26 protein-coding genes are annotated in these 25,845 nt (G+C 60.1%); 21 read left to right on the forward strand and 5 right to left on the reverse strand.

The features are described 5' to 3' along the window. Positions 1-17: 17 nt before the first annotated feature. Entirely contained in the window at positions 18-2,120 is a 2,103-nt protein-coding gene (locus tag VJ673_RS07160; RefSeq protein ID WP_324125370.1) for a tetratricopeptide repeat protein, read from the forward strand. A 45-nt stretch (positions 2,121-2,165) separates the two neighbouring features. Here the strand turns inward: VJ673_RS07160 and VJ673_RS07165 are convergent, their stop codons facing one another. Together VJ673_RS07165 and VJ673_RS07170 are read right to left on the reverse strand one after the other, a co-directional pair. Then, positions 2,166-3,158 carry a c-type cytochrome gene (locus VJ673_RS07165; protein ID WP_324125371.1) on the reverse strand — a complete coding sequence of 331 codons (993 nt, stop codon included), beginning with the start codon at positions 3,156-3,158 and terminating at the stop codon, positions 2,166-2,168. Positions 3,159-3,172: 14 nt separating this feature from the next. After that, positions 3,173-4,003: a c-type cytochrome gene (locus VJ673_RS07170; protein WP_324125372.1), complete on the reverse strand. Its 831-nt coding sequence runs from the start codon at positions 4,001-4,003 to the stop codon at positions 3,173-3,175. Positions 4,004-4,178: 175 nt separating this feature from the next. Between VJ673_RS07170 and VJ673_RS07175 the strand changes: the two genes are divergently transcribed. The 20 genes from VJ673_RS07175 (at position 4,179) to VJ673_RS07270 (ending at position 22,619) form a co-directional block, all read left to right on the forward strand. Further along, on the forward strand, positions 4,179-4,484 hold the full coding sequence (locus tag VJ673_RS07175; RefSeq protein ID WP_324125373.1) for a c-type cytochrome: 306 nt from the start codon (positions 4,179-4,181) through the stop codon (positions 4,482-4,484). A gap of 66 nt (positions 4,485-4,550) precedes the next feature. Then, positions 4,551-5,336, forward strand: coding sequence for a cytochrome c3 family protein (locus VJ673_RS07180; protein WP_324125374.1), 786 nt, complete (start codon positions 4,551-4,553; stop codon positions 5,334-5,336). Positions 5,337-5,535: 199 nt separating this feature from the next. Continuing rightward, a complete protein-coding gene (locus VJ673_RS07185) occupies positions 5,536-6,546 on the forward strand; it encodes a 6-bladed beta-propeller (RefSeq protein ID WP_324125375.1) in 1,011 nt (336 codons plus the stop codon). Between the two features lie 304 nt (positions 6,547-6,850). Then, a complete protein-coding gene (locus tag VJ673_RS07190) occupies positions 6,851-7,654 on the forward strand; it encodes a cytochrome c3 family protein (RefSeq protein ID WP_324125376.1) in 804 nt (267 codons plus the stop codon). A 187-nt stretch (positions 7,655-7,841) separates the two neighbouring features. After that, on the forward strand, positions 7,842-8,900 hold the full coding sequence (locus VJ673_RS07195) for a peptidylprolyl isomerase (RefSeq protein WP_324125377.1): 1,059 nt from the start codon (positions 7,842-7,844) through the stop codon (positions 8,898-8,900). A 167-nt stretch (positions 8,901-9,067) separates the two neighbouring features. Beyond that, positions 9,068-11,365, forward strand: a complete 2,298-nt coding sequence (locus tag VJ673_RS07200) for a TonB-dependent receptor (protein ID WP_324125378.1) — start codon at positions 9,068-9,070, stop codon at positions 11,363-11,365. Positions 11,366-11,483: 118 nt separating this feature from the next. After that, complete coding sequence (locus VJ673_RS07205) at positions 11,484-12,149, forward strand: c(7)-type cytochrome triheme domain-containing protein (protein WP_324125379.1); 666 nt, start codon at positions 11,484-11,486, stop codon at positions 12,147-12,149. Beyond that, complete coding sequence (locus VJ673_RS07210) at positions 12,146-12,544, forward strand: c(7)-type cytochrome triheme domain-containing protein (RefSeq protein WP_324125381.1); 399 nt, start codon at positions 12,146-12,148, stop codon at positions 12,542-12,544. The genes VJ673_RS07205 and VJ673_RS07210 overlap by 4 nt, the downstream gene beginning before the upstream one ends. Before the next feature lie 262 nt (positions 12,545-12,806). After that, positions 12,807-13,493 (forward strand): NHL repeat-containing protein, encoded by a 687-nt coding sequence (locus tag VJ673_RS07215; RefSeq protein WP_324125382.1) that lies wholly within the window; start codon positions 12,807-12,809, stop codon positions 13,491-13,493. 170 nt (positions 13,494-13,663) lie between these two features. Continuing rightward, entirely contained in the window at positions 13,664-14,599 is a 936-nt protein-coding gene (locus VJ673_RS07220) for a 6-bladed beta-propeller (RefSeq protein ID WP_324125383.1), read from the forward strand. 26 nt (positions 14,600-14,625) lie between these two features. After that, complete coding sequence (locus VJ673_RS07225; RefSeq protein ID WP_324125384.1) at positions 14,626-15,666, forward strand: cytochrome c biogenesis ResB family protein; 1,041 nt, start codon at positions 14,626-14,628, stop codon at positions 15,664-15,666. 5 nt (positions 15,667-15,671) lie between these two features. Next, entirely contained in the window at positions 15,672-16,484 is an 813-nt protein-coding gene (gene ccsA / locus VJ673_RS07230; protein WP_324125385.1) for a cytochrome c biogenesis protein CcsA, read from the forward strand. Beyond that, positions 16,484-17,794 (forward strand): hypothetical protein, encoded by a 1,311-nt coding sequence (locus tag VJ673_RS07235; protein WP_324125386.1) that lies wholly within the window; start codon positions 16,484-16,486, stop codon positions 17,792-17,794. The genes ccsA (VJ673_RS07230) and VJ673_RS07235 overlap by 1 nt, the downstream gene beginning before the upstream one ends. Then, entirely contained in the window at positions 17,791-18,363 is a 573-nt protein-coding gene (locus VJ673_RS07240) for a tetratricopeptide repeat protein (protein ID WP_324125387.1), read from the forward strand. The genes VJ673_RS07235 and VJ673_RS07240 overlap by 4 nt, the downstream gene beginning before the upstream one ends. 380 nt (positions 18,364-18,743) lie before the next feature. After that, complete coding sequence (locus VJ673_RS07245; protein ID WP_324125388.1) at positions 18,744-19,166, forward strand: c(7)-type cytochrome triheme domain-containing protein; 423 nt, start codon at positions 18,744-18,746, stop codon at positions 19,164-19,166. After that, positions 19,163-19,831, forward strand: a complete 669-nt coding sequence (locus tag VJ673_RS07250; protein ID WP_324125389.1) for a c(7)-type cytochrome triheme domain-containing protein — start codon at positions 19,163-19,165, stop codon at positions 19,829-19,831. Before VJ673_RS07245 ends, VJ673_RS07250 begins: the two co-directional genes overlap by 4 nt. 36 nt (positions 19,832-19,867) lie before the next feature. Beyond that, complete coding sequence (locus VJ673_RS07255; protein ID WP_324125390.1) at positions 19,868-20,794, forward strand: hypothetical protein; 927 nt, start codon at positions 19,868-19,870, stop codon at positions 20,792-20,794. Positions 20,795-21,074: 280 nt separating this feature from the next. After that, a complete protein-coding gene (ccsA, locus tag VJ673_RS07260) occupies positions 21,075-21,854 on the forward strand; it encodes a cytochrome c biogenesis protein CcsA (protein ID WP_324125391.1) in 780 nt (259 codons plus the stop codon). Continuing rightward, a complete protein-coding gene (ccmD, locus tag VJ673_RS07265) occupies positions 21,851-22,048 on the forward strand; it encodes a heme exporter protein CcmD (RefSeq protein WP_324125392.1) in 198 nt (65 codons plus the stop codon). The genes ccsA (VJ673_RS07260) and ccmD overlap by 4 nt, the downstream gene beginning before the upstream one ends. A gap of 43 nt (positions 22,049-22,091) precedes the next feature. Continuing rightward, positions 22,092-22,619, forward strand: a complete 528-nt coding sequence (locus VJ673_RS07270) for a TlpA family protein disulfide reductase (protein ID WP_324125393.1) — start codon at positions 22,092-22,094, stop codon at positions 22,617-22,619. 28 nt (positions 22,620-22,647) lie between these two features. On the opposite strand, the gene VJ673_RS07275 is transcribed toward VJ673_RS07270, so the two are convergent. Genes VJ673_RS07275 through VJ673_RS07285 form a run of 3 tightly spaced genes read right to left on the reverse strand, consistent with a single transcriptional unit; the run spans position 22,648 to position 25,763 of the window. Then, the gene (locus VJ673_RS07275; protein ID WP_324125394.1) at positions 22,648-24,066 is read right to left on the reverse strand and encodes a multicopper oxidase family protein; all 1,419 of its coding nucleotides are present in this window, start codon (positions 24,064-24,066) and stop codon (positions 22,648-22,650) included. Positions 24,067-24,096: 30 nt separating this feature from the next. After that, a complete protein-coding gene (locus VJ673_RS07280; RefSeq protein WP_324125395.1) occupies positions 24,097-24,873 on the reverse strand; it encodes a type IV pili methyl-accepting chemotaxis transducer N-terminal domain-containing protein in 777 nt (258 codons plus the stop codon). A 14-nt stretch (positions 24,874-24,887) separates the two neighbouring features. Then, positions 24,888-25,763, reverse strand: coding sequence for a hypothetical protein (locus tag VJ673_RS07285; protein ID WP_324125396.1), 876 nt, complete (start codon positions 25,761-25,763; stop codon positions 24,888-24,890). Between the last annotated feature and the right edge of the window lie 82 nt (positions 25,764-25,845).

The following is a 25,845-nucleotide window of genomic DNA, read 5'->3' on the forward strand; positions in this document are numbered from 1 at the left end:
ACTTCCTCGCCTTGCCGATGCCCGACATCGCCTCTCCCCCTACCCCGACTAGGCACGAAAGTGCCACCTGGTCGTTTCGAAGCACACTCGCGCTCGCACTGATCGCGCTGGTCCTGGTCGCCTACCACGGCGCACGGTACAACGGCTTCCATCTCGACGACGCCAGCAACATCGTCTCGCACGGCCCGGTTCACATGACCGAGCTGAGCCTCGAATCCTTGCGACGCGCATGGACCGACGGACTCCTGCCGCAGCGCCCGCTTCCGAATCTCACGTTCGCGGTCGACTGGTGGCGAGGAGGAGGCAGCGCGGCCCCGTTCCAGATCACCAATATCGTCATTCATGCGGCAACCACGCTCGCCGTCCTCGCGCTGTTGCTGCACGTCCTCGCCCCCGGCCGGCCCGCAAATCGCCGCGAATGGTTAGCCGCGGCAGCAGCGACCGCGATCTGGGCCGTCCATCCGATACAGATCCAGGCCGTCACCTACATCGTCCAGCGCATGGCGTCTCTCGCTGCCCTGTTCATGCTGCTTTCCGTCACAGCCTTCATCCGCGCACGCTCTCCCTGCAGCAAGCGCACGTGGTACGTCGTTGCCGCAATCACAGGCCTTGCTGCCTGCCTTTCGAAGGAAAATGCCTTCGTCCTGCCCGCGCTATATCTGCTCGCCGAATACACCGTCTGTCGCGCGCCGGGCGAACAGCTCCGATCTGGCCTCGACAAACTCCTCCTGTCTTTGCCTGCATTCTTCGTGATCTATGCCGTCGTGGACCTTGCCATCGTTCACGGCCCGCTGTGGCACTACGTCTCACCCGGCTACGCATCCCGTGATTTCACCCTCGTCGAGCGGCTGCTGACTCAGCCCCGAGTAATCGCATTCCATCTCGGACAGATTCTGTGGCCACTGCCGGCTCGCTTCTCGATCGAACACGATTTCCCGCTATCGACCGGCTTGTTCAGCCCCTGGACCACGGCGCCGGCCATCATCGGCGTCCTAGCGTGGATAGGCGGGGGCGTTTGGCTGGCACTCCGGACACGACACCTCCGAGCGGGCTTCCTGATGCTTTGGATTCCCCTCACACTAGTGATCGAAAGCAGCATCATCAGCCTGGAAATGGTCTTCGAACACCGCATGTACCTGCCCTCGGTCGGCCTCGCCGGGCTGTTAGCCCTTGGACTGCAAGCCGTCGCCGTTGCACCGATGCGACGCATTCCTCTCGCTTCAGCGACTGCCGCGGTAACAATTGCACTCCTTGTCGGCACCGTGGTTCGCCTTCCGGTTTGGCGCACACCCGCGACGCTCTATGAACATGCGACCGAAGTTGCACCGAACTCGCCACGTACTTGGACCAATCTCGCTACCGCCTACGAGACTGAAAACCGCAGCGAGGACGCAATACGGGCCTATACCAAGGCGCTCGAACTCGACCCACGACGAGCCATTGCCTATCTCAATCGTGGGTCAAGCTTCCGTAAGATGGGCCGCATGGCCGAAGCGGAAACCGATTACCAACGTGTTATCGCTCTCGAACCCAATGATTTCCGAGGTCCGTATGCTCTCGGCGCCCTCTACAATGCGATAGGCAATGCCCAAGCCGCCGAGCAATGGCTACTTCGTGCCAATGCGCTCGATACGAATTCGCCGCTGCCACTTTACGAGCTTGCCGGTGTTCTACTCGACACGAACCGCCCGCAGGCAGCGCAGCGTGCATTGGACGAAGCCCTTTCACGCGACCCGGTCATCGCCAATGCCGACTTCTTCGACCTTCAGGGGATGATCAAAGCGCGCACTGGTCAGTACACCGATGCGATCGACGCCTTCACTCAGGAAGTGCGGTCCGATCCGGCGCGCCCCCTGGCGTTTATCAACCGCGGCTTCGCCTACCTCCGAAACGGCAATTTCACGAAAGCACTAGCTGACTTCGAGCTTGCCATCGAACTCGAGCCGCTCGACGCACGAGCCCACTACGGCCGATCCGAAACGCTCAAACAACTGGGCCAGATCGACCTCGCCATTCAAGCGGCGACTCGCACCTTGTCGTTGGCCCCCAATCACGAGCGCGCACGCCAGCTCCTCGATCAACTGAAGGCCACTCAAACACAGACTGAGGAGACTCGATGACGATTGCGCCGCGACCTGTTGGATGGAACCATCACCTGAGCAGAGTCAGGACCTCACCGGATGAAACACCCGGGAGATATAGGCGATGATCGCCTCGATCTCGTCGTCCTTGAGCACCGATTTCCATGCCGGCATCGACGTATTTGCGAGCCCCTCCCGGATCGTGTGCGCCAAGCGCTGGCGCGTCATGTTCTTCATGAACTTGGGATCGGTCAAATCGCGCGGATGGGGCTCCATGAAACTGCCGATCCAGTTTCGCCCGGTTCCCGTTGCAGCGTGACAGAAGGCACAATTCGACTGGTATAGCGTTTCACCACGCTTCTCCTTCGCAGTAAGACCAGCCACCTGTGGCACCACGTCGTGCAACTTGTAGGGACTTGCGCTCGCGATCGCATCAAGCTTCGTTGCCGGCGCCGGCTTCGTGTCGTCGCCCGGATCGAAGTGATTGCGCGGATAGGAAAGCGGCCGCCCTCCCCACGCCGGCCCGGGATCCTCGGTGCGGGCGTGATCATGACAGGTCACGCAGGTCGAAAGAAACAGCCGCTTGCCCTGCTGCTCCGCGGCACTCAGTTGATCCCACGGCCGATCCAGCGGAATCTGTCCGGTTGCGAATGGAAACGCCAGCTTGTTGCGCTCGTGATTCGTCCAGCCGTTCTCCGGCGTGTGATACCGCGTATTCGGAGCCTTCCGGCGGATGAATTCGTCTCGCACGAAGTCGACCACCTTCTCGACGTCGGCGTCGGAGATGATGCCCCGAAAGCCCTTCATCGCCGTACCTGGCTTGCCGTCGCGCACTGCCGCGAGCATTTGCTCGCGACTGATCGAGCGTTCATCATCCTCGGTGAAATCCCGCGGCCGCGGTTGCAGATAGGTGGCCGCCAGGGTCTTCGCATCCCCTGAATAGCCATGACAGAAGTAGCAACGGAAATTGTAGATCTTCCGCCCGGCCTCAAGCCGGGCTTCGTCCTTGCGGGCTTCGGCGGCGAATGCCGGAGCCGCAAGCTGGACCGCAGCCAACGCTGCGACCAGCCCGCCCATCCAGGCACGACGCATCATTTCGCCTTCGCAGCCTTCTCACCCGAGCGGATGAAGGTTTCGAACACGTATTCGGACACGTTCGCGATCTCCTGCTCGCTCAGCACCTTGCTCCAGGCCGGCATCTCGGTACCAGTCCGCCCGAAGAACACCGCAGCATAGATCGCAGGACGGTTCAGCGTGAGACGCGAGCGCTCCTGCAGGAAATTGCGCGGCACCGGACGAATGAAATAGGCGCGCGGCCCTTGGCCGTCGCCATTCACACCATGGCACTCAGCGCAGTTCTTGGTGTAGAACTCCTTGCCCTTTGCCGCCTCGCCCTTCAATCCGGACGGAAACGGAGCCTTCATGTCGGCGCGCTCATCCGGGCTCACGGGCTTGTCCGCGGGCAAGGGCGCGGCAATCGGAGGTACCGGCGCCGAGCTACCGACTTCAGCAGAAGACAGTTTGTGGGCGCCGCCCAGCGTGCCGGACGATCCCGAAGGCGCCGATACCGTGCCGGCCGCAATATCGGCCCCACGATGCACGATGTCGTTATGCACATAGTCGGCCAGCGCGCCCAGTTGCTCCGCGTTCAAACGCGTCTTGAATCCAACCATGGCGGTGCCCGGCTTGCCGTTCGAAATCACCTGCAGAATGTAATCGCGCGGCAACGACGACCCCGCCTTGCTGAGATCTCTAGGCGGCGGATTCAGGCTCTTCATCGCGCGCGAATTGCCGTCGCCCCGGTCGCCATGGCAAACCGAACAGTATTCGTGATACAGCACGTCCGCCTTGATCGTTTCCCCGTACGCCGCAACGCTCGACGCGACGCCCAAACCGATCGCACACAGACGCACGACCTGCATGAATTGCTTGTCCTGATTCACAAGTTACCTCTAGGTCGAAAAACTGCGCACTTGATGCAAGAACCGAACCGGCTCCGTCAAAGCTCTCCGGCGCGCATGGCATGCCGGTTGCTTGAGCTCTTTGACAACAACCATTGTCAAACCGTTTCCCGCCAGCGAATCCCCCGATGGAAGCATGATGAAGCTCGCTGCCATATTGATCACCATCCTGCTTCTCTGGACGATAGCCGACGCGACGGCTGGCGATGGCAGGCTGGTTTATACTCAAATTTGTCGCGCCTGTCATGATACCGGTGTGGCCGGCGCCCCCGTTCTCGGCGACAAGACTGCATGGTCTCCGCGAATTCAGGGCGGCGTCGATGCGCTGCTGCAATCGGCACTGCGTGGGAAGGGGGGCATGCCGCCGAAGGGAGGAAACGCAGGACTGACGGACGATCAGATACGTGATGCGGTGGAATACATGGTTGCACAGGTCAAATAGAAGACGTATCGTCGATTGAACGCGCCCCGCAGCCGATTCCCGAAGTCGGGAAACTCATTCCATCCATTGGAAACTCCGAGAACTGAAGATACCTTCAACCACCACGTGCCATCCGTAACCCGCAAGACTCTCCTGCTTACAGTCTGCACGCTGCTCGCGGGATGGTTTCTGCTCGTCCCCGGCCCTGCGAATGCTCAGCGCATCGACATGCGCAATACCAAACACAATCTAGCTCGGACAGAAGGCGGCGACAACACCGACCCCCGACAAATTTGCGTGTTCTGCCACACGCCAATGGACAATTCCGGCGAGGCCGCGCAACCAAAGTGGCAAAGTACGACGCCGCCAAACGGCACCTTTCTCATGTTTGATGATATCGGCCGTATGGGCAACGAAGGCAACCAAGCCGTCGGTTCACAATCGATCGCGTGCCTCTCGTGCCACGATTCGTCGCAAGCCTTCGGAATTGCCGGCGGCAGCCAGGATCATCCCTTTGCCATTCCCTACCGCGGCGCCCTTTCGGCTGAGCAACGCAAACAGATCCGAGAAACACTGAAACGCGCCGGAAAACTGATCAATCCGGGACAGTTCGTAAAATTTGACGACGGCTTTCGCAAAGCTTCGCGTGGCGTCGTCGACAATCGCCCCGTGTGGTGGGTTTCGAAGAGCATGCCCTCGGCACAGCGCGGTCGGCTCGATATCCCGCTGTTTGTCCGTGTCGATGAGGAAGACCAGACGGAGATTCCGTTCGTTGAATGCGCAAGTTGTCACGACCCGCATACCGTCCGCCCTCTCTTCCTGCGGACCGAAGCCAACGCCTCCGAATTGTGCCTGACGTGCCACATCAAGTAGCCACGCAGGAAAATCCAACCGACCACCTGCTAGCCCTTTGCCACCACTCGTGATGAAACCGCAAATTTCTACCGCCTCCCCACGCCAACAATTTGGCTCTTGCCGATCCAAACTACTCGGATTGGCGCTCGCCTGCGGACTCTCGCTCCTGAGCGGTTGCGCAGAACTCTCGGACGCCCCAATCAACAACCCGAAACCAATGGGGCCACTGCTGTACCCCGCGCCACCTGACGAACCGCGCTTCATCTTCGAGCGAACAATCACGAACTCGTCAGATATCGAACACGACACCAGCGATGACACTCTCCGCCGACTGGTCACCGGCGGACAAAAGGGCGGCTACTTCCTGACGAAACCGTACGCCGTTGCCGTCCACAAGGGCCGAATCTACGTTTCGGACAGCGCCGACCGGGCGATCAAGGTGTTCGACGTCCCCTCCGGCAAATACTTCACGATCGGCGACTCCGAGCCAGGAATGCTCGCCAAGCCCCTCGGCCTGGACGTCGACCGGGCGGGCCGGGTATACGTTGCCGACTCCACTCAGAAGATGATCTTCATCTACGACCGCGACGGGAAGTTCCTTCGCAAAATCGGAGGTAATGAGCTTTTCGATCGAATATCCAGCGTAACAGTAGATCCAGGCGGCCGTCGGATCTACGTCGTCGACATCGGCGGTGTCAAGTCTGAAAACCATCGCATCCGGGTTTTTGAAACCGCCACCGGACGTCACGTAATGGACATCGGCAAGCGCGGATCCGGCCCCGGAGAATTCAATCTTCCTCGCGACATGGCCATCGGAAAGGAGGGCCGGCTATACGTTGTGGACGGCGGAAACTTCCGCGTCCAGATCTTCAATGCGGATGGAACCTATCGTGATAGCTTTGGCTCCGTCGGGCGCCAACTGGGCAACTTCGCCCGCCCGAAGGAGATCGCAACCGATCCCGACGGCAACGTCTACGTAGCCGATGCCGCGTTTGGAAATTTCCAGGTCTTCAATCCTGACGGCGAGCTGCTGATGTTCGTCGGCAGTCGCTCGGAACGTGGCGGCCCGGGCGAATACATCCTCCCGTCAGGAATCGCGATCGACGACGACGGGCGCGTGTACTTCGTCGATCAGTGGTTCGCCAAAATCGACATCTTCCGCCCCTATCATCTGCCCGCAGACCAGGGTTACCTCGTCTATCGCCCCGGCAGGACGACCACCAAGTGATCCCATTACCGGAAATGCACGATTCCCGTCTTCAAGAATATGCAGAAACAATCGACTGACCGAGCTGCATGAGAACCCGCGTCGACACCTCGCCACCCCGCCAAGCAGCGCAATAACCACCTGTTTTTTAACATTTTTTTCATCGCCCTCACATGTTGGCCGCGCACCCCCCGCAAGTGGACCGAAAACTGCTTTTAACTCGGTGCAACACAAGCTTTAACTGAAATTTTTGCCACGGTTGGCGGCGGTCAAGCCGGCCCATAGCGTGGTTAGACTTTCAATTAACCATCCATCGGGGGTTACCATGAAAAAAATCCTGAAACACTCGCTTGCTCTGGCGTCGCTCGCGCTCGTCGCCGGCGCTGCTTCGGCGGGTATCGAAAACACGCCGCACAACCTGACCACGTCCGGCACCGGCCCGAACAAGCAGAGCACCACCGGCCAGATCTGCGTGTTCTGCCATACGCCGCACGCGTCGAACACCTCGGTTTCGGCTCCGTTGTGGAACAAGGGCCTGCCTTCCACCTCGTACACGACTTATTCGACGCAGAACTCGTCGACGATTGACGGCTCGGTTCTGTCGGTCGGTTCTGTCTCCGCGGCATGCCTGTCCTGTCACGACGGTACGCAGGCGATGGACAACCTGGTCAACGCTCCGGGTTCCGGCGGCTACAAGCTCGGCGGCTCTGACCGTAGTTACAACTGGACCACCGGTGCAAGCAAGATCACCGGCGTCGCGAACCTCGGCGCGGACCTGACCAACGACCACCCGATCGGTATTCAATACTGTGGTGGCGGCCTGACCGGCTCGTCCTCGACCGTTAGCGGTACGTGTAACGACGGCGACTTCCAGCGCACCAAGGTTCAGACCAAGAACGTCAACGGCAAGCAGGTGTTCTGGGTCGATACCACCGGCTCGGGCGTCCGCAGCAAGAACGACATCATTCTCTACACCCGTGACTTCTCGGGCGCGGCGGCCACGCCCTCCGTCGAATGTGCTTCGTGTCATGATCCGCACGTCGACAAGAGCGTGACCGGTCCGGACGTGAACTTCATGCGCGTCACGACCAATGGCAGCGCGATCTGCCTGGCCTGCCACACCAAGTAATTAAACAATGGCCGCGGGACGGTGCCGGATCTAGGTCGGCTCCGCCCCAATCGGCCAAAGAAGGGTCAGGCGAACCATTCGCCTGACCCTTTTTGTTGTTTCATTTGCCACAACCGCAAATAATTGACGTGCTTCGACTCCATCCTGTCAGGATCGGATATCCACCCGAAAAGGAACCGGGATTTCCATGAAGATTTTCCTTCGCTCGCTCACTTGCACCCTCACCTGCACGTTTCTTACTCTCGGCGCCCACGCCAGCGACGAAGCACGGTCTAGCAGTGCTGCGCCGTCACCGGCTGCAGCCGCTTCGGGAGCAAATTTGCACGCGTCCCCTCCTTTTGCGGCGATCGTGAATGGGAAGATCATCAGCGCAGGCGAGTTTGACACGGCGATCAACGAGGCTGCGCGCCAGAAGTTCTATCATGCCAAGCCACCGGAAGACGCTGTCGATCAACTGGTACGGGACGTGGCGGAAGGCATGATCGATCGGATGCTTCTGCTGGAGGAGATCAAGCGAAGGGGCGTCAAGCCTAATGCTCAAGTCATCGACGACAAGATCGCTGCTTATGAAAAGCGCTACGCGGCAAATCCACGCTGGCAACAAGAGCGCGAAAAGATACTCCCCCCTTTGCGTGAGCGGCTCGAAGATGACGACGCTCTCGCTGCCTTGGAGGCGAAAACCCGAAACATTCCTCCTCCGTCGGAAGAGAAGGTCGTCGGGTATTACAAGAAGCACCCCGAGAAGTTCACCGAACCCGAAAAACTGCGGTTGTCGATGATTCTTGTGACGGTCGATCCTTCGTCGCCGTCCTCGGCGTGGCAAGCGGCCGAAGCAGAGGTGGGTTCGCTGCGGATTCAGATCCTGGAAGGAGGCGCCGATTTTGCCGACTTGGCACGCAAACGTTCCAACCACGAGTCCGCGTCCATGGGGGGGGATTTGGGCTACCTCCATCGCGGGATGTTGCCGGAAGGGATCCAAGACAAAATCGACAGCATGAAGCCCGGGGACATGTCGCCGCCGACCCGCATCCTTCAAGGCATCGCCTTGTTCCGCTACGAGTCGCGGCAAGAACCCAAGCACCATGAATTCGCAACCGTGAAGGCGCGCGCCTCCGACTTGCTTACCCGCGATCTCGCCGAAGAGGCTTGGCGCAAACTCCGCGAACAGCTTCGCAAGAAGGCCAAAATCGAAATCAATACCCAACGCTATCCGGCTCTAGCCCAGCTCAGCTCGCCGGGTAAGTGACCCGACAGCGTCGAATGTCGCTCGCTGCGCACAATAACGCTTCCTCGCCGCTCGTAGCCTTCGGAGCCGCTCCGCTGTGCGCGGGGGGACGCCTTCCGCCTCTTTTCGCATTCATACTACTCGGGACGGCGTTACCTGCATTGGGAGCCCAAGCGGACGACGGGCCCTTGCCACGTCTGCGTCTGTCGTTGGCAATCGAGAATCTGGCGCCGGCCCCAGCATTCGAGTCGAGCGCCGAGCACTTCGCTTCTGTCCCGCCACAGGCCGCGCTGCGAATGACAAATGCATTGTCTGCACTTCTTGGCACCTCGGGCGACAGTGCTCGTAATCAACTGCCTCAGGTCTCTGCGGCGCCGAACGGCAAAGGATCGGGCCCAGAAGCGCCTTCGCAGCCACTACCGGAAACCCCTCGTCAAACACGTGACACGCCTCCCGTCCCCGTGCGCCGTCAGTCCGGCCCAGACGCCATAAAGCCTGCCCCAACCACCGACTCCATTACAGGCGGCAAGGGAACACCGCAGGTAGCAGCAGCTTCGTCAACGTCGGGCATTGCGGCCGGAGCAGTCGAGGGTGACGGCAGCAACGCAAAGGTCGTCGGTAATGACGAATTCCTGCCTGCTGACGACTTGGATTCCGACCTGACGCCAACTCCCATGTCTCCGTCGCGAGACACTCAACGCTCCACCACGGCGAACGAACCGGAGTCGACGACACCCAAACGACGGTGGGGTGTAGCGCCGATCCGCTGGGGCGGTACGATATCCGCCGGCCTGCGGCAAGCCCGATCAGAAGGATCAAGCGGCGCCGTGAGCGAGGTCTATGAAGCCAGATTGCGGGCTAACTCGTACATCTGGCAGCCCTATATTGCGTTGGTCTCCGGAGATTTCGGGCTGACGACAAACCGGTCCAGGGACACCGGTGGCGACGGCGGCGCAGCGTCGAACAATCTCACCGGAACCTCGATCAACGGGACTGGCTCGCTGAATGTCTTCCCGCAGAGCCGCTTTCCATTTACAGCGACTCTGTCGCTGTCGGACAGCCGGAGCCAGGGATCCTTTGCAGACTCCAATACGCAATACCGTCGTCTAGGCCTACTCCAAAACTATCGGCCTGCAAACGGGTCTTGGTCCGCGTCAGGGGGGTACGATCGGAGCGAAATCGCCGGCGACTTCGGGTCGGACGTCGTCGACCGGGTTCTCGGCAACTACTCCTCGTCCTTTGACAAGCACGCGATCAGTGCGAACGCTACGTTCTCGCGCAGTCGCACCAGCGACGCCTCGACGTCGGACTTCTTTACCAGCGCGTCACACAGCTACCAATATGATGAGGAGCTGTCTTTTAGCACTACGGGAAGCTACGTCGGGCAGAATTTCGACACGAGCATCAATGGCCATTCGGCAACAGGAAATGCCAAAAGCATGCAAATATTCAGCCTCGCGAACTGGACTCCTATGGATTCCAAATTCCGGGGAACGGCCAGTTTAAGGTACTTTCAGACTGAAGCGGCGACCAGCGGCGGTACCTCTGACAATCGCATCTTCAGTGGCACTGCCGGCCTGAACTATCAAGCGAGCCGCAATTTGAACCTCTTCGGGTCGGTCGGTGCAAATGCAACCAATCAGGGCGGCACGAGTTTATTCGAATCTGCGGGGATGACCTACAGCGGAGATCCCCTGCGCTTTGGCGAGTACGACTATGTCTGGAGCACTTCGCTATCCGCGTCGAATTCGTCGTCAGGTACGGTAAATTCTCGCACTGTCTCGGAGTCGGCCAACCATTCATTGATGCGAAACTGGCAGATCAGCGACTATAGTTCGTTGAATGCGAGCATTAACCAAGCCGTCTCCTTGAGCCAGGCAACGGGTCTGGGTACGACAGCCTCCACATCTCTGACGCATTCCGCAAGCCTCAGCTATTCGGCAAACGCCGGAGACAACCTCAACGGTTACCTCAGCGGCAGCCTCACCGATACTCGGACCCTCGGAGATAACGCCACGACCTTCCAAATGTTGAACGTCCAGCTCACCGGACAGTGGCGTATCGACGCTTATTCTGGGATGGAATCGAATCTGACTTGGCAGTTGTCACGGCAGCAGGCAGACAATTCGGAAACGATAATCATCACAGACGAATTCGGTCGACCGCGGGCGCTGAACACTTCCACTCACAATCAGAACGCTAGTATTTCAGGCAATCTCGGTTATCACCATGCCCGCTTTCTCGGTGTGCGCGCCTTGCGCTACCGACTTGATTTCCGCGCCAACACCGCGAAGGACTATTCGCGTCGGTTCGGCAACCCGGACGCCCCTAGGGAAGGCGACCGGGCCACACTCGATCTCGATCAACACCTGAATTACCGGATTGGTCGTCTGGATACGGAACTTCAGTATCGCATCGCAGAAATCGAAGGGGCACGGAATCAGTTGCTGTTTTTCCGAGTCAGCCGCGATTTCGGGGAATTCTGATACGCAACCATTGTCCACTTGACCCTGTTCGTCGCTCAGTCCACGATGCACGCTCCCGCGGCCGACGGGAAATCGGTTAAAGGCACAAACAATTTTGGTTGTGAGACGCGCAGTCGCGATGGATCTTCTCTCGGCAATTTGCAGATGGCGCTTGGTGCTCGGCCTCCTGTGCCTGGGTCTGTTCGCGACAGATCACGTGGCAGCTGGGGACGATCGGGAGTGGCAGCCCATCGCTAACGACGGGCTTCGAGACCCGAAAAGTCCAGCCGTACGAATTCTGCAGCAGCCGCGCGACGCTTTGTCCGGACTTGCGCCCGATAACGCAGGAAATCAGGTTCGTTGGGTCCAAGCGTTGAAGGAGGGGCAGATCAATCCTCGCAGCTTTCTTCGGACGGATCGCAAGTGGGAAACATACGACAAGGACGTGTTGCTCAACCTGAACGGGGGGATGCCGGTTGTGCGCTTCCCACACAGCGCTCATACACCATGGCTCGATTGCACTAATTGCCACGACCATCTGTTCAAGAAGAAGCGCGGCGCCACCGAGATCAGCATGTTCCTGATTCTCCAGGGAGAGCAGTGTGGGGTCTGCCATGGGGCCGTTGCCTTCCCCCTGACCGAATGCAGTCGATGTCACAGCGTCAAGCGGTCGGACGCGATGGCTGAACTTGAGCGTGAAGCCGCCGCCGCGAAGCCCGCTGGCGCTGCGGAGCCGACTTCACCGCCCTCGGCACCGACAACGCCCCCCACTTCGGGACCAGCGCAAAGAGACAAGAAAAAATGACGACGGCGCGTTTCTTCCTCCAGAAGCGTGCCGTTTTGCTGCTGATGGGGGCTCTGTTAACGTTCGTTGCAACGTCAGCCGTGGCAGAATATGCCGATGTAGTCATCAATCGATCGGCCGAGAAGGAAGGTATGAGGCCGGTGATCTTCCCACATTGGTTCCATCGCATCCGATTCAGGTGCAAAGTATGCCATGTGGAACTTGGCTTCAAGATGCGAGCCGGTGCAAACCAGATCAAGATGAACGACATCATCGACGGTCGCTTTTGCGGTGCATGCCATGATGGGGAAACTGCGTGGTCGGTGGAGAACTGCGACTTGTGCCACTCGGGCAAGGCGGGCCTCCCTCCTGGGATTTTCGGTGGACATGAGACCCTTGGTCCGGGTCGCTGGTAAGGTATGTCGCGCGCTCGCAGGCGTTGCATTTCTCTTATCGGGGTCGCTGTCGGAGGCCGTTGCACAATCATCCGACCCGAGCGCGCCATCCGGTGCAGCAGTTGAGCTCCTCACCCCGCAAACGGTGATCACAGGCGGATTTTCCGCCCCCCCCTCCCCGATGCCCACCCGCGAGCCTACGGGCGGATTCATCAAACTGCTATATCCGTCGGCAATCGCTGCCAACGGGCCGGACCTCTACGTGGCCGACGGCGGTCAGCGCATGCTTCTTCGCATCGACACCGTTAGCCGCTCTGCCACCCGCTTGCGGGAATTGTCGTCTTTGAGCGGGACACGCGTGAAGACCGGGCCGGACGGCAGCGTCTATGTCTTGACTCCTGGAAGACACGAGGTCGAACACATGGCACGCGACGGCCGGCGTATCGCGGTGTTCAGCGCTAAGTACGAGGTGTTGCAGCCCGCAGACATCGTGATTGAGCCAAATATGAACCGGGTCTGGATTTCTGATACCGGCGGGGCCGTCTTCGCCTTCCACCCCTCCGGCAGGCTGAGCGAGCCCCTCATCGGACGCTGGGACGGTTTTGCTGACGAGAATGCCAGTGCGACCCTGATGGCAGCCGGACGCGAACGCGTTGCAGGAATCGACCCGCGCTGTCGGTGTATCATCGAATTCGACCAGAACGGAAGCATCATCGGTCGCTTCGGCGAAAGACAATTGTCGTATCCGATCGACGTGGCGATCGATCTTTACGATCGCGTCTGGGTTCTCGATCACGGCGATCACCGATTGAAGGTCTTTGCGGGCGGCAATATGCTTGCCACGCTTACACCGGCCCAACTCGGTCTGACCGACATTACGGCAATCGCGATCGACACTCACCTTGCCTACATCGCAGACGGCCCCGGCGGCCGGATTGGTACCTTCACCATTCGTCAACTTACACGGTGAGCGATTTGCTACCCCATGCCTTTGCTGCGATCGTGCGCACACTGCTTCTCCTGCCGCTATCAGTGGCTCTGCTCTCGGGCTGCGCAACGCAAAGCACGCCCGCGAGACTGCACTATGGACTAGCCGACGCGCCCGAAGGCAAGCGCATTATGTGGCCAGCGGAACCTGACGTGCCTCGTTACCAGTTCGCCGGCCAATTGACCGGCGAGGAGAATTTCGTGCGGGAGAACGATACAAAAGGAATTGCATCGTTCCTTGCCTGGGTCGTAGGTCTCTTCGACGAGGCAAATCCCGACGTTCTGCAACGCCCCCAGGCAATCGTGTCCGACAAGGACGAACGAATCTTCGTCACCGACGTGAGTCGCGCTGCCGTATACGTCTTCGACAAGCCCGCTGGGGAGCTCAAAGTGTGGGGCTTTGCCGTGGGCCTGCGCCGTTTCATTGCCCCGATCGGGATTGCGCTTGCAGAAGGCGGCGGTGTCTGGGTGGCCGATGCAGAGCTGCGCATTGTCGCCCATCTCAGCGCGGACGGAACGCCCTTGGCATCCATTGGCGGTGGGATGCTACAGCGTCCCACCGGACTTGCACGCGACTCCTCGACCGGGCTTCTGTACGTCTCGGACACCTACGCTCACGACATAAAGGTTTTCACGCCGGAGGGCCGTCTTGAAAGAATCATTGGCGAGCGCGGTGACGCGCCGGGCGAATTCAATTTTCCGACCCACCTCGCCCTCGCCCGCGGAAAACTCTACGTGACCGACACGATGAACAGTCGAGTTCAGGTCATTCCACTCGGGGGCGGAGAGCCGCAAATCGTTGGCAAGCGCGGCCTCTACTATGGAAACCTTGTGAGGCCAAAGGGTGTTGCTGTCGACAGCGAGAACAACATCTATGTTGTCGAGTCCTATTACGACAACTTGCTCGTGTATAACGAAGCGGGAGAGTTCCTCATGCCGATCGGCGGTGTCGGCCAAACGACAGGCAAATTTTACCTGCCCTCGGGAGCGTGGGTCGACGCATTCGACAGGGTCTTTGTAGCCGACACCTTCAACGGACGAATCACTCTTTTCCAGTATCTAGGCGGAGCGAAGGGCGACAGCGAATGATGGGCCCCGGTTGTTAGGATGAGCAAGTGAATCGCAAGGATGTCGCCACTGGAGCCGCTTCCGGTGGCATAACAATCAACCTGGCCGACAAATACAGGGCTGTAGTCGGGCTGATGCGCCGCCTAGCATCGCTACGACTGACGCTGATACTGTTCGCACTGCTTGCCTGCGGGATTGTGATCGCGTACCAGCTAAGCGAGGCTAGAACGTGGCCGGTCGTGATTCCCCTGCTGCTGCTCGCGGCCAATTTGGTCGCGGCAGTCGCAACCAACGCAGTCTTCCGTCGCCAGACAGCATTGCTCGTTTTTCACCTCAGCCTCGTTGCACTGCTAATACTTGTTGCGGCGGGACGGCTGACCTACCTTACGGGTCATGTCGGCGTGACGGATGGGGCTATATTCGACGGGACGCTGATTGATGCTGCGCACGGGCCTTGGCATAACGGCAACCTTGCATCAGTTCGTTTCATCAGCAAGGGCTTTAGCATCGACTACGAACCCGGGCTGCACAGAGGGCCCACGCGCAACCAAGTCGCGTGGCTCGGAACGGACGGCCGGTGGCGGGACGCCGAAATCGGCGATCAGGAAGCCTTAATAATTGAAGGCTACCGTTTCTATACGACCCACAACAAAGGGTTTGCTCCAGTATTCACCTGGAAACCGGATGGTGGCCCAACGGTTCAGGGATCGGTGCAGCTTCCCCCGTTCCCAATGCTGCAATACAGCCAGGCGGCTGAATGGACGCCGCCCGGAGCCACAGTGTCAATCTGGATTATGCTCGACATCGATGAAGTCGTCCTTGACGCGGAAGACCATACTCGCTTCCGCCTTCCCAAGAACTACAAGTTGGTGGCGCGCATCGGCCAAGAACGCTACGAAATGCAGCCGGGCGGTTCTGTCCGTGTCGGCGACGGTGTTCTGGTTTTCGAAGGATTGCGCAGTTGGATGGGCTACAAGGTGTTCTACGACTGGACCTTGCCTTGGCTATTCTCCGCATGCGCTCTTGCGGTAGCCAGCCTCGCCTGCCACTTCTGGCAAAAATTCTCAGTAAGACGTTGGGACGAATAGATCGCATGGAAACGGAACTCCAAATCCTCTGGGCCGCAGTCGTCGCGTATGTCGTCGGCGGCACGTTGGCCGTAGTGACCCTCGTACTGGGAAAACGCCGCGAAAGAACCATACTCGGATTAATCGCCTGCGGCCTCGGCCTGCAAACGCTCTCCATCGCACTGCGTTGGGAGAGATTAGGCCACGGGCCATTCATAACGATGTTCGAGATCCTGTGCTCTAACGTGTGGAGCCTGATGCTCGCCTATCTGATCGCCTATTGGCGCATCCCTCGGATTCGCGGTTCGGCGGCGGTCGTCATGCCGCTGATGTTCATCATGCTCGGGTGGCTAATGCTGGCGCACCCAGGCGAAGGCCACTTCCCGCCGACCTACACTACGCCGTGGCTGTTCATCCACATCGGTCTCGGAAAAGTGTTTCTAGGCGCTGTCCTGGTCGCGGTTGGCCTGTCGTGCGTCATTCTGCTGCGCCGGGCGGGAATCGGCGTCTCACGCTTTCAGCAGTTGCCGCCGGACAGACAGCTTGACGAGCTCGCGTTCAGGTGTATGGCGATCGGACTGATCTTCCATACCCTGATGTTGATCGCAGGCGCGATCTGGGCACAGGATGCGTGGGGACGTTATTGGGCGTGGGATCCACTCGAAACGTGGGCCTTCATCACCTGGCTGACGGTGGCCTTCACACTGCACGCACGGGTCACCTTTAGAGTATCGCCACAGGCCCATGCAACGATGATCCTTATGGTCTTCGTCACGGCCTTCCTGACCTTCTTTGGCGTGCCCTTCATTTCCCAGGCCGCGCATCAGGGGGCCATTTGATGTCTTCCGGACTTCAATCGCCACCGAAGGTATCCCAGTACTGGCTTCTGCTTGCCATAAGTGCGCTCGGCCTTGCGGCTCTTGCAGCCATTTTTCTAGTTCTTGCCAGGACTCCCGTGCTTACCGCCTTGGTCGCCCCGAATGCTTTTCCGCGCGCCTTGGTCGTGCACGTAAATCTCGCGACTACAATATGGTATCTGGCGATGGCGAACGCGCTCTGGACGGAAACCTTACCGCAGTCCCGACACAGGGCCGCAACTGTGATCCTGACGGTCTCCTCGGCGGGTATGGCGGGCGTGGTTTGGCAAGGTTTTGCTACCGCAGGTGCTCCCGTGCTTGCGAACTACATTCCTTACGTCGATGCGACTGGCTTTCTTGTATGTCTTGCCGTATTCGCAGGAGGGGGCATCGCTTCGAGCCTGCTATCGCTGACGCGCCCCCGCGATGCCGCCGGATGGGGATTCGCAATCGCGCGGTGGCCGTTCCTGATGGCACTCATCTACTTGGTCGCCGGCTGGCTCCGCCACATATCCCTTCCAGACGCCCTGTGGGGCGCGGGACACATCCTGCAGTTCGGCTACATCACCTTGCTGATGGCAATCTGGCTGCGGCTTGCCGAGCAGCGGGAGCGCTCTCCTCTCCCACGCCGATTCGCGGTCGGCCTATTCTGCGCTGCCTCACTTCCCGCAACTGTCGCGCCTTTATTGCTGTTGTCCGGCCAACTTGACGCCGAATCTCTGCATAGCTTCCATACGCAGCTAATGCGGTATGCGAACTGGCCCGCGCCGCTGCTGCTGGCTGCCAGCCTCCTCCTGCATCCTGCAGCAAAGCGGCAGGTGGCACTGCTGGCGTCGATCGCGCTCTTCGTGGTCGGAATCATCGCGGGGCTTCTGATCACTAGCCAAACGACGATAATCCCCGCCCACTATCACGGTACGATCGGTGCGTTTACCTTGGCGCAGATGGCCGCCGCATTGATCCGCGTATCGCCCCGTTTGCCGGCACAGGGTGGTTTCGGCCGAGGCCTGCGCAGCATCCAGCTATACACAATCGGAATAGTCACGCTAATCTGCGGACTCGCATGGAGCGGTTGGCTCGGAGCTCCGCGCAAGGTCGGATTTGACTCTCACGGCGCCGACTTGTCGGCAACCCTCGCTGCTGCTACGGTTGGAACCGGAGGTGCTGTCGCGATTCTCGGGATCTGTTCTTTCGCACTTCTCACCCTGCCTCGCACTGTTAAATTATGTCTATCGCAATTCCGGCCGGAAACGGCTCCCCCCGCCGCCGCGACATTCGCCGCCGTGCGTTGATCATCACGGTCGTCGCAATTGTCGTACTGGGGTTCGCCCTGACCTTGCGCCCGTCGAGCCAGCCACAAACTCGCTCCGATTCGCTACGCTTCAACGATCTGGTGAGACTTCGGCCGCGCCCATCTATGGCAACAGCAGCGCAAGCTGCGGAAGTGCAGACGCGATTTGCTCAGGGTGTGACGATGCTTCAGATGGGCCAGTACGACTACGCGCTGACCGCTTTCCACCAGGTACTCAAGCTGGCCCCCCAACTGCCCGAAGCGCATGTCAACATGGGCTTCGCTCTCATCGGCCTCGAGCGCTGGCGTGACGCCGCGAGCTTCTTCGATACGGCGATCGAACTGCGACGAGACCAGATGAACGCCTACTACGGGTTGGCGGTCGCCCTCGAAGGCCAAGGCGACCTTCGCAGCGCGATGGGCGCGATGCAAACCTATGTGCACCGCGCCAAGGGGGATGATCCATTTCGGGATAGCGCCGAAGCGGCACTTGCAAAATGGCGAGACCGCCTTCGTCCCGAGATGAGCGTGAGCGTCGCGCCACCCGCCACCGCCGCTGAATCTCGTTGATATGCCCTCTGCGAAGTCCATTTTGCTGCGGTGAACCAACCGCCTGCGTCTCATTCCCGCTTTCGGGAATTTGCCTTTCCGATAATAGGGATTCCGCCGCGCCCCGGAAACATGCAGACGTAATTTGATTTATGTTTCAAAGTCTTTGCGTCAGGCTAAATTTCCTAATTACGGGCATGGATGTTGCTTACGAAAGCACTCCGACGCACTGCAGCAAAGAACGCGAAGCACAGTCTCAGGACAGCCAGCGCTGCAGCATGAACGCTCGCAACGTCTTCTCAGTCGCGGGCGAGACTGTGTGCATAGGCATGGTTGTCAACCATTGGAATCTCGGGCATTTTGGTTGGCAGGAAGGTTCACGTAATGAAGAGGGTTGAACTATGAAGCAGTTCCCGTGGGCAACAAGTGTCCGTCGCGGACTCGCCGCACTGTTTTTCGCAGTGATGGCCGTGGCGCTTTGGGCACCTATCGACAGCCGAGCCGAATACGGTGACGTGGTCATCAACAATTATGCCGACGCGGCAGGCATGCGTCCGGCCATCTTCCCGCACTGGTTCCACCGTATCCGTTTCCGCTGCAAGGTCTGCCATGCCGACCTTGGCTTCCAGTTCAAGGCGGGTGGCAATGAAATCACGATGCTGAAGATCATCGACGGTCAATTCTGCGGCGCCTGTCACAACGGGGAAATTGCCTGGTCGGTCGAAAACTGCGACCTGTGCCATTCGGGCAAGCCCAACACTCCCACGCAAGTGCACGAAAGCACGATCCAGAAACTGGCCATTCCTGTCGGGGGTAAGAAATGATCCGCCGTATCCCAACCCTGCTTCTGCCCTTCTTCGCAGCCGCGTTGCTCGGATCGACTCCCGCGATCGCCCAGGACGCAAAGACCAAGGCCGCGGCTGCAGCGCCTGCTCCCGCCGCGGCACCTGCTGCAGCACCCGCGCCGGCAGGCGACGTCAATCGCTTCAACCGTCTGCTGAAGCCGGCGAATCAGCGCAACCTGCCGCCGACGCAGGATGGCATCCACGATCCGACCGGCGAAGGTACCTCGGCGCTCATGCCGCCGCTCTCCGCGTTCGAATCGCTGCCGCGCAGCAATGCAGGCAACCGCGTTAACTGGGTCAAGGCCCTTGAGGACAAGGCCATCAATCCGCGCTGGGACCGTCTGGACCCGAATGCGGCACCGGTCGTCATGGACCTCAACATCGTGCGTGAAGTGAAGGGCTCGATGCCCGACGTCGTGTACCCGCACAAGCAGCACACGATGTGGCTTGACTGCTCCAACTGCCACCCGGCAATCTTCATCCCCCAGAAGGGCGCGAACCAGATCAGCATGGCCGCGATCCTGCTTGGGCAGAAGTGCGGCGTGTGCCACGGTAAGGTCGCCTTCCCGGTATCCGAATGCCGGATCTGCCACTCGAAGAAGAAGGACGGCCCGATCGCGCGGTCCGCATCCAGCCAGCAATAACGCACGGCTGTCACGACGCATGCCCAGGAGTCTGTAATGACGAAATACCCCTTTTGTACACGGCTCCTCGGGCATGCAGCGATTTTCACCGCACTGCTCGGGAGCGGCCTCACCGTGGCCCAGACCGAGACGCCCCCTGCATCAAACGCTTCCACGCGACTGCAGGCGATGGAGCCCGATCGTACGCAACTCGAACGACGCTTCGAGTCGGTCGGAACCCTGATCGAAAAATCGACTGCCGCGCGGCAGATCGAGTCGTCCGGCGAAACTGCCGCGATCGAGAAGCGCAACAGCGCGAAAGAAATCTACGGGCAAGCCAAGAGCGCCTATAGTGCCGGCGACTTGGCCAAAGCGTCCTCGCTTCTGTCGGCCGCGAGCAAGATGATGTTCGAAGCTGCCCGCTTGGCAGCGCCGGAATCGGTCACCGCTAAGAAGGTAGAAACCGATTACAAGAACAAACTCGAAAGCGTCAATGCGTTGCTGTCCGCGCAAAGGCGGATCGCGACCGAGAAGAACAACAAGGAATCTCAGGCAAGCAGCCATCAGGTCGAGGCCCTGATCGCCGATGCCGAGCGGAAGGCCTCCGCTGGGCAGTATGCGAATGCCCGCACGATCCTTGAACAGGCCTATCTCCTTGCTAAGGCGTCGATAAGTTCAATGCGTTCCGGTGACACTCTGGTCCGCTCGCTGAATTTCGCCAACAAGGAAGAAGAGTATCACTACGAAATCGACCGCAACGAAACTCACAAGATGCTGGTCAAGGTGTTGCTCGAGGACAAACTCGGCGGCGAAGCGGTGAGCCCGCGTGTCAGCGAATTCCTCACATCGGCCGGCTCGCTACGCGGCGAAGCCGAAGCTGCGGCCAAGCGCGGCGATTTCGAAGCGGGCATCAAGTTGCTGGAGCAGTCGACCGGCGAACTCGTTAAGGCCATTCGCAGCGCCGGCATTTATATCCCGGGCTGACACGCCCAGGAACGCAAGCGCCGTCGAAGAGACCCACTGCTGCGCCGGCTCGACGGCGACAGAATGGGTTCCTGATTCCGGGAATCCTGAAAGACAGCGGTCAAAGCGCAGAGATGAGCTTACATTCCGTAAGAATAGGTCGTTGATCCAGAGCATTGACCAGCATGCTCTTCCCTCCTCGCTGCAAAGGCACGATTTGCTGTTGGCATAGCGAAACGGGGCGGGCACAGGGATTGCTAACTTCCTGTTACAACCCCATACCGGAATAACGCACACCAAGATGCCCGCCCTCAGTCGGCCCCTTTCATCCTGCGATCCCCCGCATCATCACCGCGGCTGGCAGCTTACATCCGAGAGCGTATACCTCCTGTCGGGACGTCTTGCCCCGTGGTTTGCGGGCAGCGCGGCCGTGCTGTGCGCGATTGGTCTTTTTCTGGGCTTCTTAGTCGCCCCCTCGGATCCGCACCAAGGCGAACATTTTCGGATCGCGTTCCTGCACCAACCCTCGATGTGGATATCCGTCCTCATTTACATCCTGATGGCCGCGGCGTCCGCCTACGGACTTCTCAGAAAGCAACGCGTCGCGGCCATGCTCGCGTCTTCACTGGCCCCCACTGGAGCCCTGTTCGCGTTCCTCGCACTCTGGACGGGGTCGCTCTGGGGCAAACCCATCTGGGGTACCTGGTGGGTCTGGGAAGCGCGACTCGCGACAGAGATGCTGGTCCTCTTCCTCTTTCTCGGCTTTATCGCTTTGCATGAAACGATCGACGATTACCGGCGCGCCGATCGTGCGTGCGGTCTGTTAGCACTCGTGGGGCTCGTCGGACTCCCCTTGCTGTACTTTTCGGTGTACCGCTGGAGTCTCTATTACGGCACCTCGAACCGCAGCCTGTCTGCACCGACGGACGAGACCTCGATCATCGCAAGCGGTCTCTTCGTGATGACGTCAGGCCTATTTGCCTATACCGCAGCAGCAACTTTGACGCGCCTCAGAAACGAAATCTTGAAGCGCGAGCGCAGTAGTGACTGGGTCCTCGCGCACTTCAGGGGACAACGATGAACTGGGAAAGCTGGTCGGATTTCTGGGCAATGGGCGGCGATGGGCTTTATGTCTGGAGCGCCTATCTCATCTCCATCGTGTTGATCGGATTGGAAGTCGGTGTCCTGATTTTGACCCGGCTCACCATTCACGAGCACTTGGGACGCTTTTCAAGAATAGTCGGTTCCGCCAGTGAGACTCGCTCACGAAGCTGATCTCACTATTGGACGTGGCAGCCGGGCGATGTTGAAATAACGCATGCTCCTGCGTCTTCATCAAGCCGTCAAACTGGCGCTCGCGTCTCTGGTTCTGCTCGCGTCCTTCGGGTCGGGCCCGGCCACCGCTGCCGCCATTCTGCCGCCGCTCGCGGCCATCAATCTCGATGGCAGGCCATTCCGGTTTGACGCTCCGGGATTGAGGCCAGCCGTGATCAACGTCTGGGCAACCTGGTGCCCTCCGTGCCGTAACGAGATGGCGTCACTGCAGCGACTGGCCGCCAATCTCAAACCGGATGGGGTCGCGGTCGTGGCACTGTCGGTCGACACCGATCACAACCTGGTACGCGAGTTCGTCCTCAAGTACGGCATCAAGATTCCCACGCCGATCGCGACAACCCCTCGAGAGGCGATGTCCGCCCTCGACGTTTCGGCCTTGCCGGTGACCCTTTACGTCGATGCCGGCGGCCGGATCGTGGGGCGCAATATCGGGCAACGCGACTGGAGCGATGAGGCTTCCGCACAGGACGTCAGGCGGGCGCTCTCCGTCCCGCAGCGCGCTACCCGCTAACAGGTCCTCTAACGAAGGTCGGACACGATCACCCGACCTGGATCGTTCCCATCATGCCCCCAGCCGCGTGATCCAGGATATGACAATGGAACATCCACTCGCCGGGGTTGTCGGCAACGAAGGCGACATCGACGGTCTGCCGCGGCCCCATCAGCACCGTGTCGCGCCACGGCTGCAAGGGCAGCTGCTTGCCATCGACGGCAATCACGCGGAAGAAATGCCCGTGCAGATGCATGGGATGGATGAAATCCGTCTCATTGATCATCTTTAGAACGACGTGCTCGCCGACGCGCAGATTCAGGAAAGGCTCGTGCATCAGCGCGTGCTCGTGGCGCGCCGTGAAGTTCATCGTCCAGGCGAGCCCGTGCTCTTCCATCAGCTCATGCGTCTTCGCGGGCTTTCCGTCTACGATTCCGATGACCGGAGCTCCCCGCATGCCGCCCTGGAACATGATGTAGTGCTCTGTCGCGCTTGCGAGGTCGGGTTCGCGCAGCGCGTTGGGGGCGAGACGGATAGGTGCGGAAGAGGGTTTCTGGCGGACCGCGCGGACGTTGCGATAAGCGATCTCGGCGATCGGACCGGCACTGCGGCGATTGACGTCGTTTAGCAGGTGCCGCGAACCGGGCGCCTGCATGCAGTCGACGACCAGGTCGACCCGCATGCCGGGACCAAGCGTGAGGCTTTCAACGACGTGGGGCTCAACGGCCTGGCCATCGAAGGCAATGACCTTCATCTCGTGGCCCGACAACTCGAGCTGAAAAATCCGCGCTGCCGCGGCGTTAATCAGACGAAGGCGGATCCGTTCTCCGCTGCGCACTTCGAACGAGTGATCGGATCCGGCAGCCTTGCCATTGATCAGCACCTGATTGCCCAGCCGGCCATCATTCGCAAAATCGAGAATGCGTCCGAAGTCCTCCACCTGGCGTCCGTCGTCGCCGATGCGAACGTCGGACAAGACCCAGACCCATTCCCGATCGACCTCGATCGGATGGTCCTCCTCGACGATCAATGCGCCATACAGTCCGCGCGGGACCTGTTCGAAACTGGATTGATGGGGGTGATACCAGAAGGTGCCAGAATCGGGAACGGCAAACTCGTACGCAAATTGTTCGCCTGAACGTACGGGGTTCTGCGTGACAAACGGGACGCCGTCCATCGCATTGTGTACTCGAATGCCGTGCCAATGGACTGCGGTATCGACAGCAAGGGCATTGTGGAGCAGGAGCCGCGCCGTCTCACCCTTTCTGAAGCGCAGGACGGGACCCGGGACGCCGCCATTGAATCCCCAGAAATTGGTCAGACGGCCGCCTGGACGAAGCGCCTGCTCCACCGACGACGCGCGCAACAACTTCTGCCGCGGCGGCGCGGCGAGCGCATTTAGGGGCGACAGAAAGGCGACGGCAAGCGATGCCGCAGTCTGGATGAATCCGCGCCGGGAGATATTCATTGCGTCTTCCAATGCCATTGGCGGCCGTTATCAGCGACTACCGACTTGCTCATAGAGGAGGGTCAGGCGATCGGTAGCGGACAGGATCGAGTCCCCGGCTTCCGCAACCACGAGACGAAACGAACTGGCTCCTTCGGCAGACAATGCCGTTTGCAGCCACTCCCACTGGAGCGCGATTTCGTCCAGTTCCTGGCGCATCGCGGTCGAGTTGTCCGGTAGCGCGCCAAGCCTTGCCAGGCCCGCAGTGAATTCGCGTGCTGCATCCTCCAGCTCGGCCAAGCTCGCGCTGCGATCGACGCCCCAGGAGTACAGCATGTAGGCCTTCACCAAGCGCTGCGATAGCATGCGTTGGCGACCTGCGAGATTGACGCGATGTCCGGCTTGTCCGCCCGGAGCGGTCTCCAGCATCCCGACCAGTTCCTCTGCGCTGTCGAGGACGTCGAGGCTTCGTCGAGAGACCTGCAGCGCCGCGTCCTTGCTGACGGGCACGCTCGCGGCCTCGCGCAGTGAGGCCGCGCGCAGGACTAGTTGCTGCAATGGAAATTCGGTAGCGGGAATTTCGGCCGAAACGGCACGCAAACGAACGAGGTTGGCGTCGAGCCGGTTCATCGAATCGCGCAGTTGTTCGCGCGCCACGTCAGGAACGACATCGAGCCCCGCTTGGACATAGGCCTTCGCCAAACGCTGGGAGAGCATGCGCTGCTCACCCGCGACGCCGATTGCGCCGGCCAGCGATATCGGCTCGGCGGCGCTCGTGGTCACCGTCACGAGCAGCGAAGCGAAGAGAACGACCAGTTTCCGAAGCATTCCGCAATCCCTTGTCAGAACACCGGCAGGCCCATGGACTGGAGGGCCCGGACGAGCTGTGCCGACGCTTGCTCCATGACCTTGACCGCATCCGCGAACTTGCCGGCGTTTGCCTGTACTTCGGCTTGCGCTCCGAGGCGGCGCCCCTCTTCGAGAAACCCGTCCACCAGTTTTCGCTTGTCGCCCTCGGCACGGCCCTCGCCGATCATCATGTCCACCATGATTTCGTTGCTGGCAAAGCGCTTTCTCTCATATGCGTATTCGTCCGCAGGGGTGTCAAACTTGAGTGAGAGCACGACTTCCTGCCCTGCTCGCAAACGGGACATTTCCTCGACGGCGAGCTTGTATGCCTCCGCCATCTTCTTGCTCGCATCCCCCAGCCGGCCGCTGGAAGACAGTTGCCGCGAGTCGCCGGCTAGGGCATCGATCTTGGCCAACAAGGCACGAGCCGCTGCGCCCTTGTCGCGGTCGCCGGCCAGTTCGCTCAGCGACTTGCGATACATTTCCACTTGGTCGCCCAGATCCTGCAAGGTCTTGCGCTGCGCGCTCTCGGACAGCGATCCGTCAGCAGGCGCCATCTTGCGTGACGCGCTCGAGGCGAAGCGCAACGCCTCGTCGACCAATCGCGCCGCGTCGTCGTGGCGTCCCTCGCCCAAGGCCTGGCGGGCGTCGTCGATGGCTTGGCGTCCCTTTTCGATCAGTGCCGCCGACTCCGCCTCGCGCCCGTACGCAGCGTTCTTGCCCGCCGGCGAATTGATCAGCGTCTCGACAAGCCTGATCTTTTGCTCGATCAGCCGCTGTCGAGGATCCGAGGCGCCAGCGGTCCCTTGCGCGACACTCGCGCCTGCCAGCAGCCAGGCAACGACGCCTACTACCCACCGAAATCGCATCGCCCCTCCCAGTCGGCGCCAAGAATTCGAAACGGATTGCCTAACCGCCGATGCGCAAAACGGCAGCGCGGACGACAGATGC

Origin of the sequence: Aromatoleum sp. (assembly GCF_035254505.1) — a bacterium.
Lineage (GTDB): Bacteria > Pseudomonadota > Gammaproteobacteria > Burkholderiales > Rhodocyclaceae > Aromatoleum.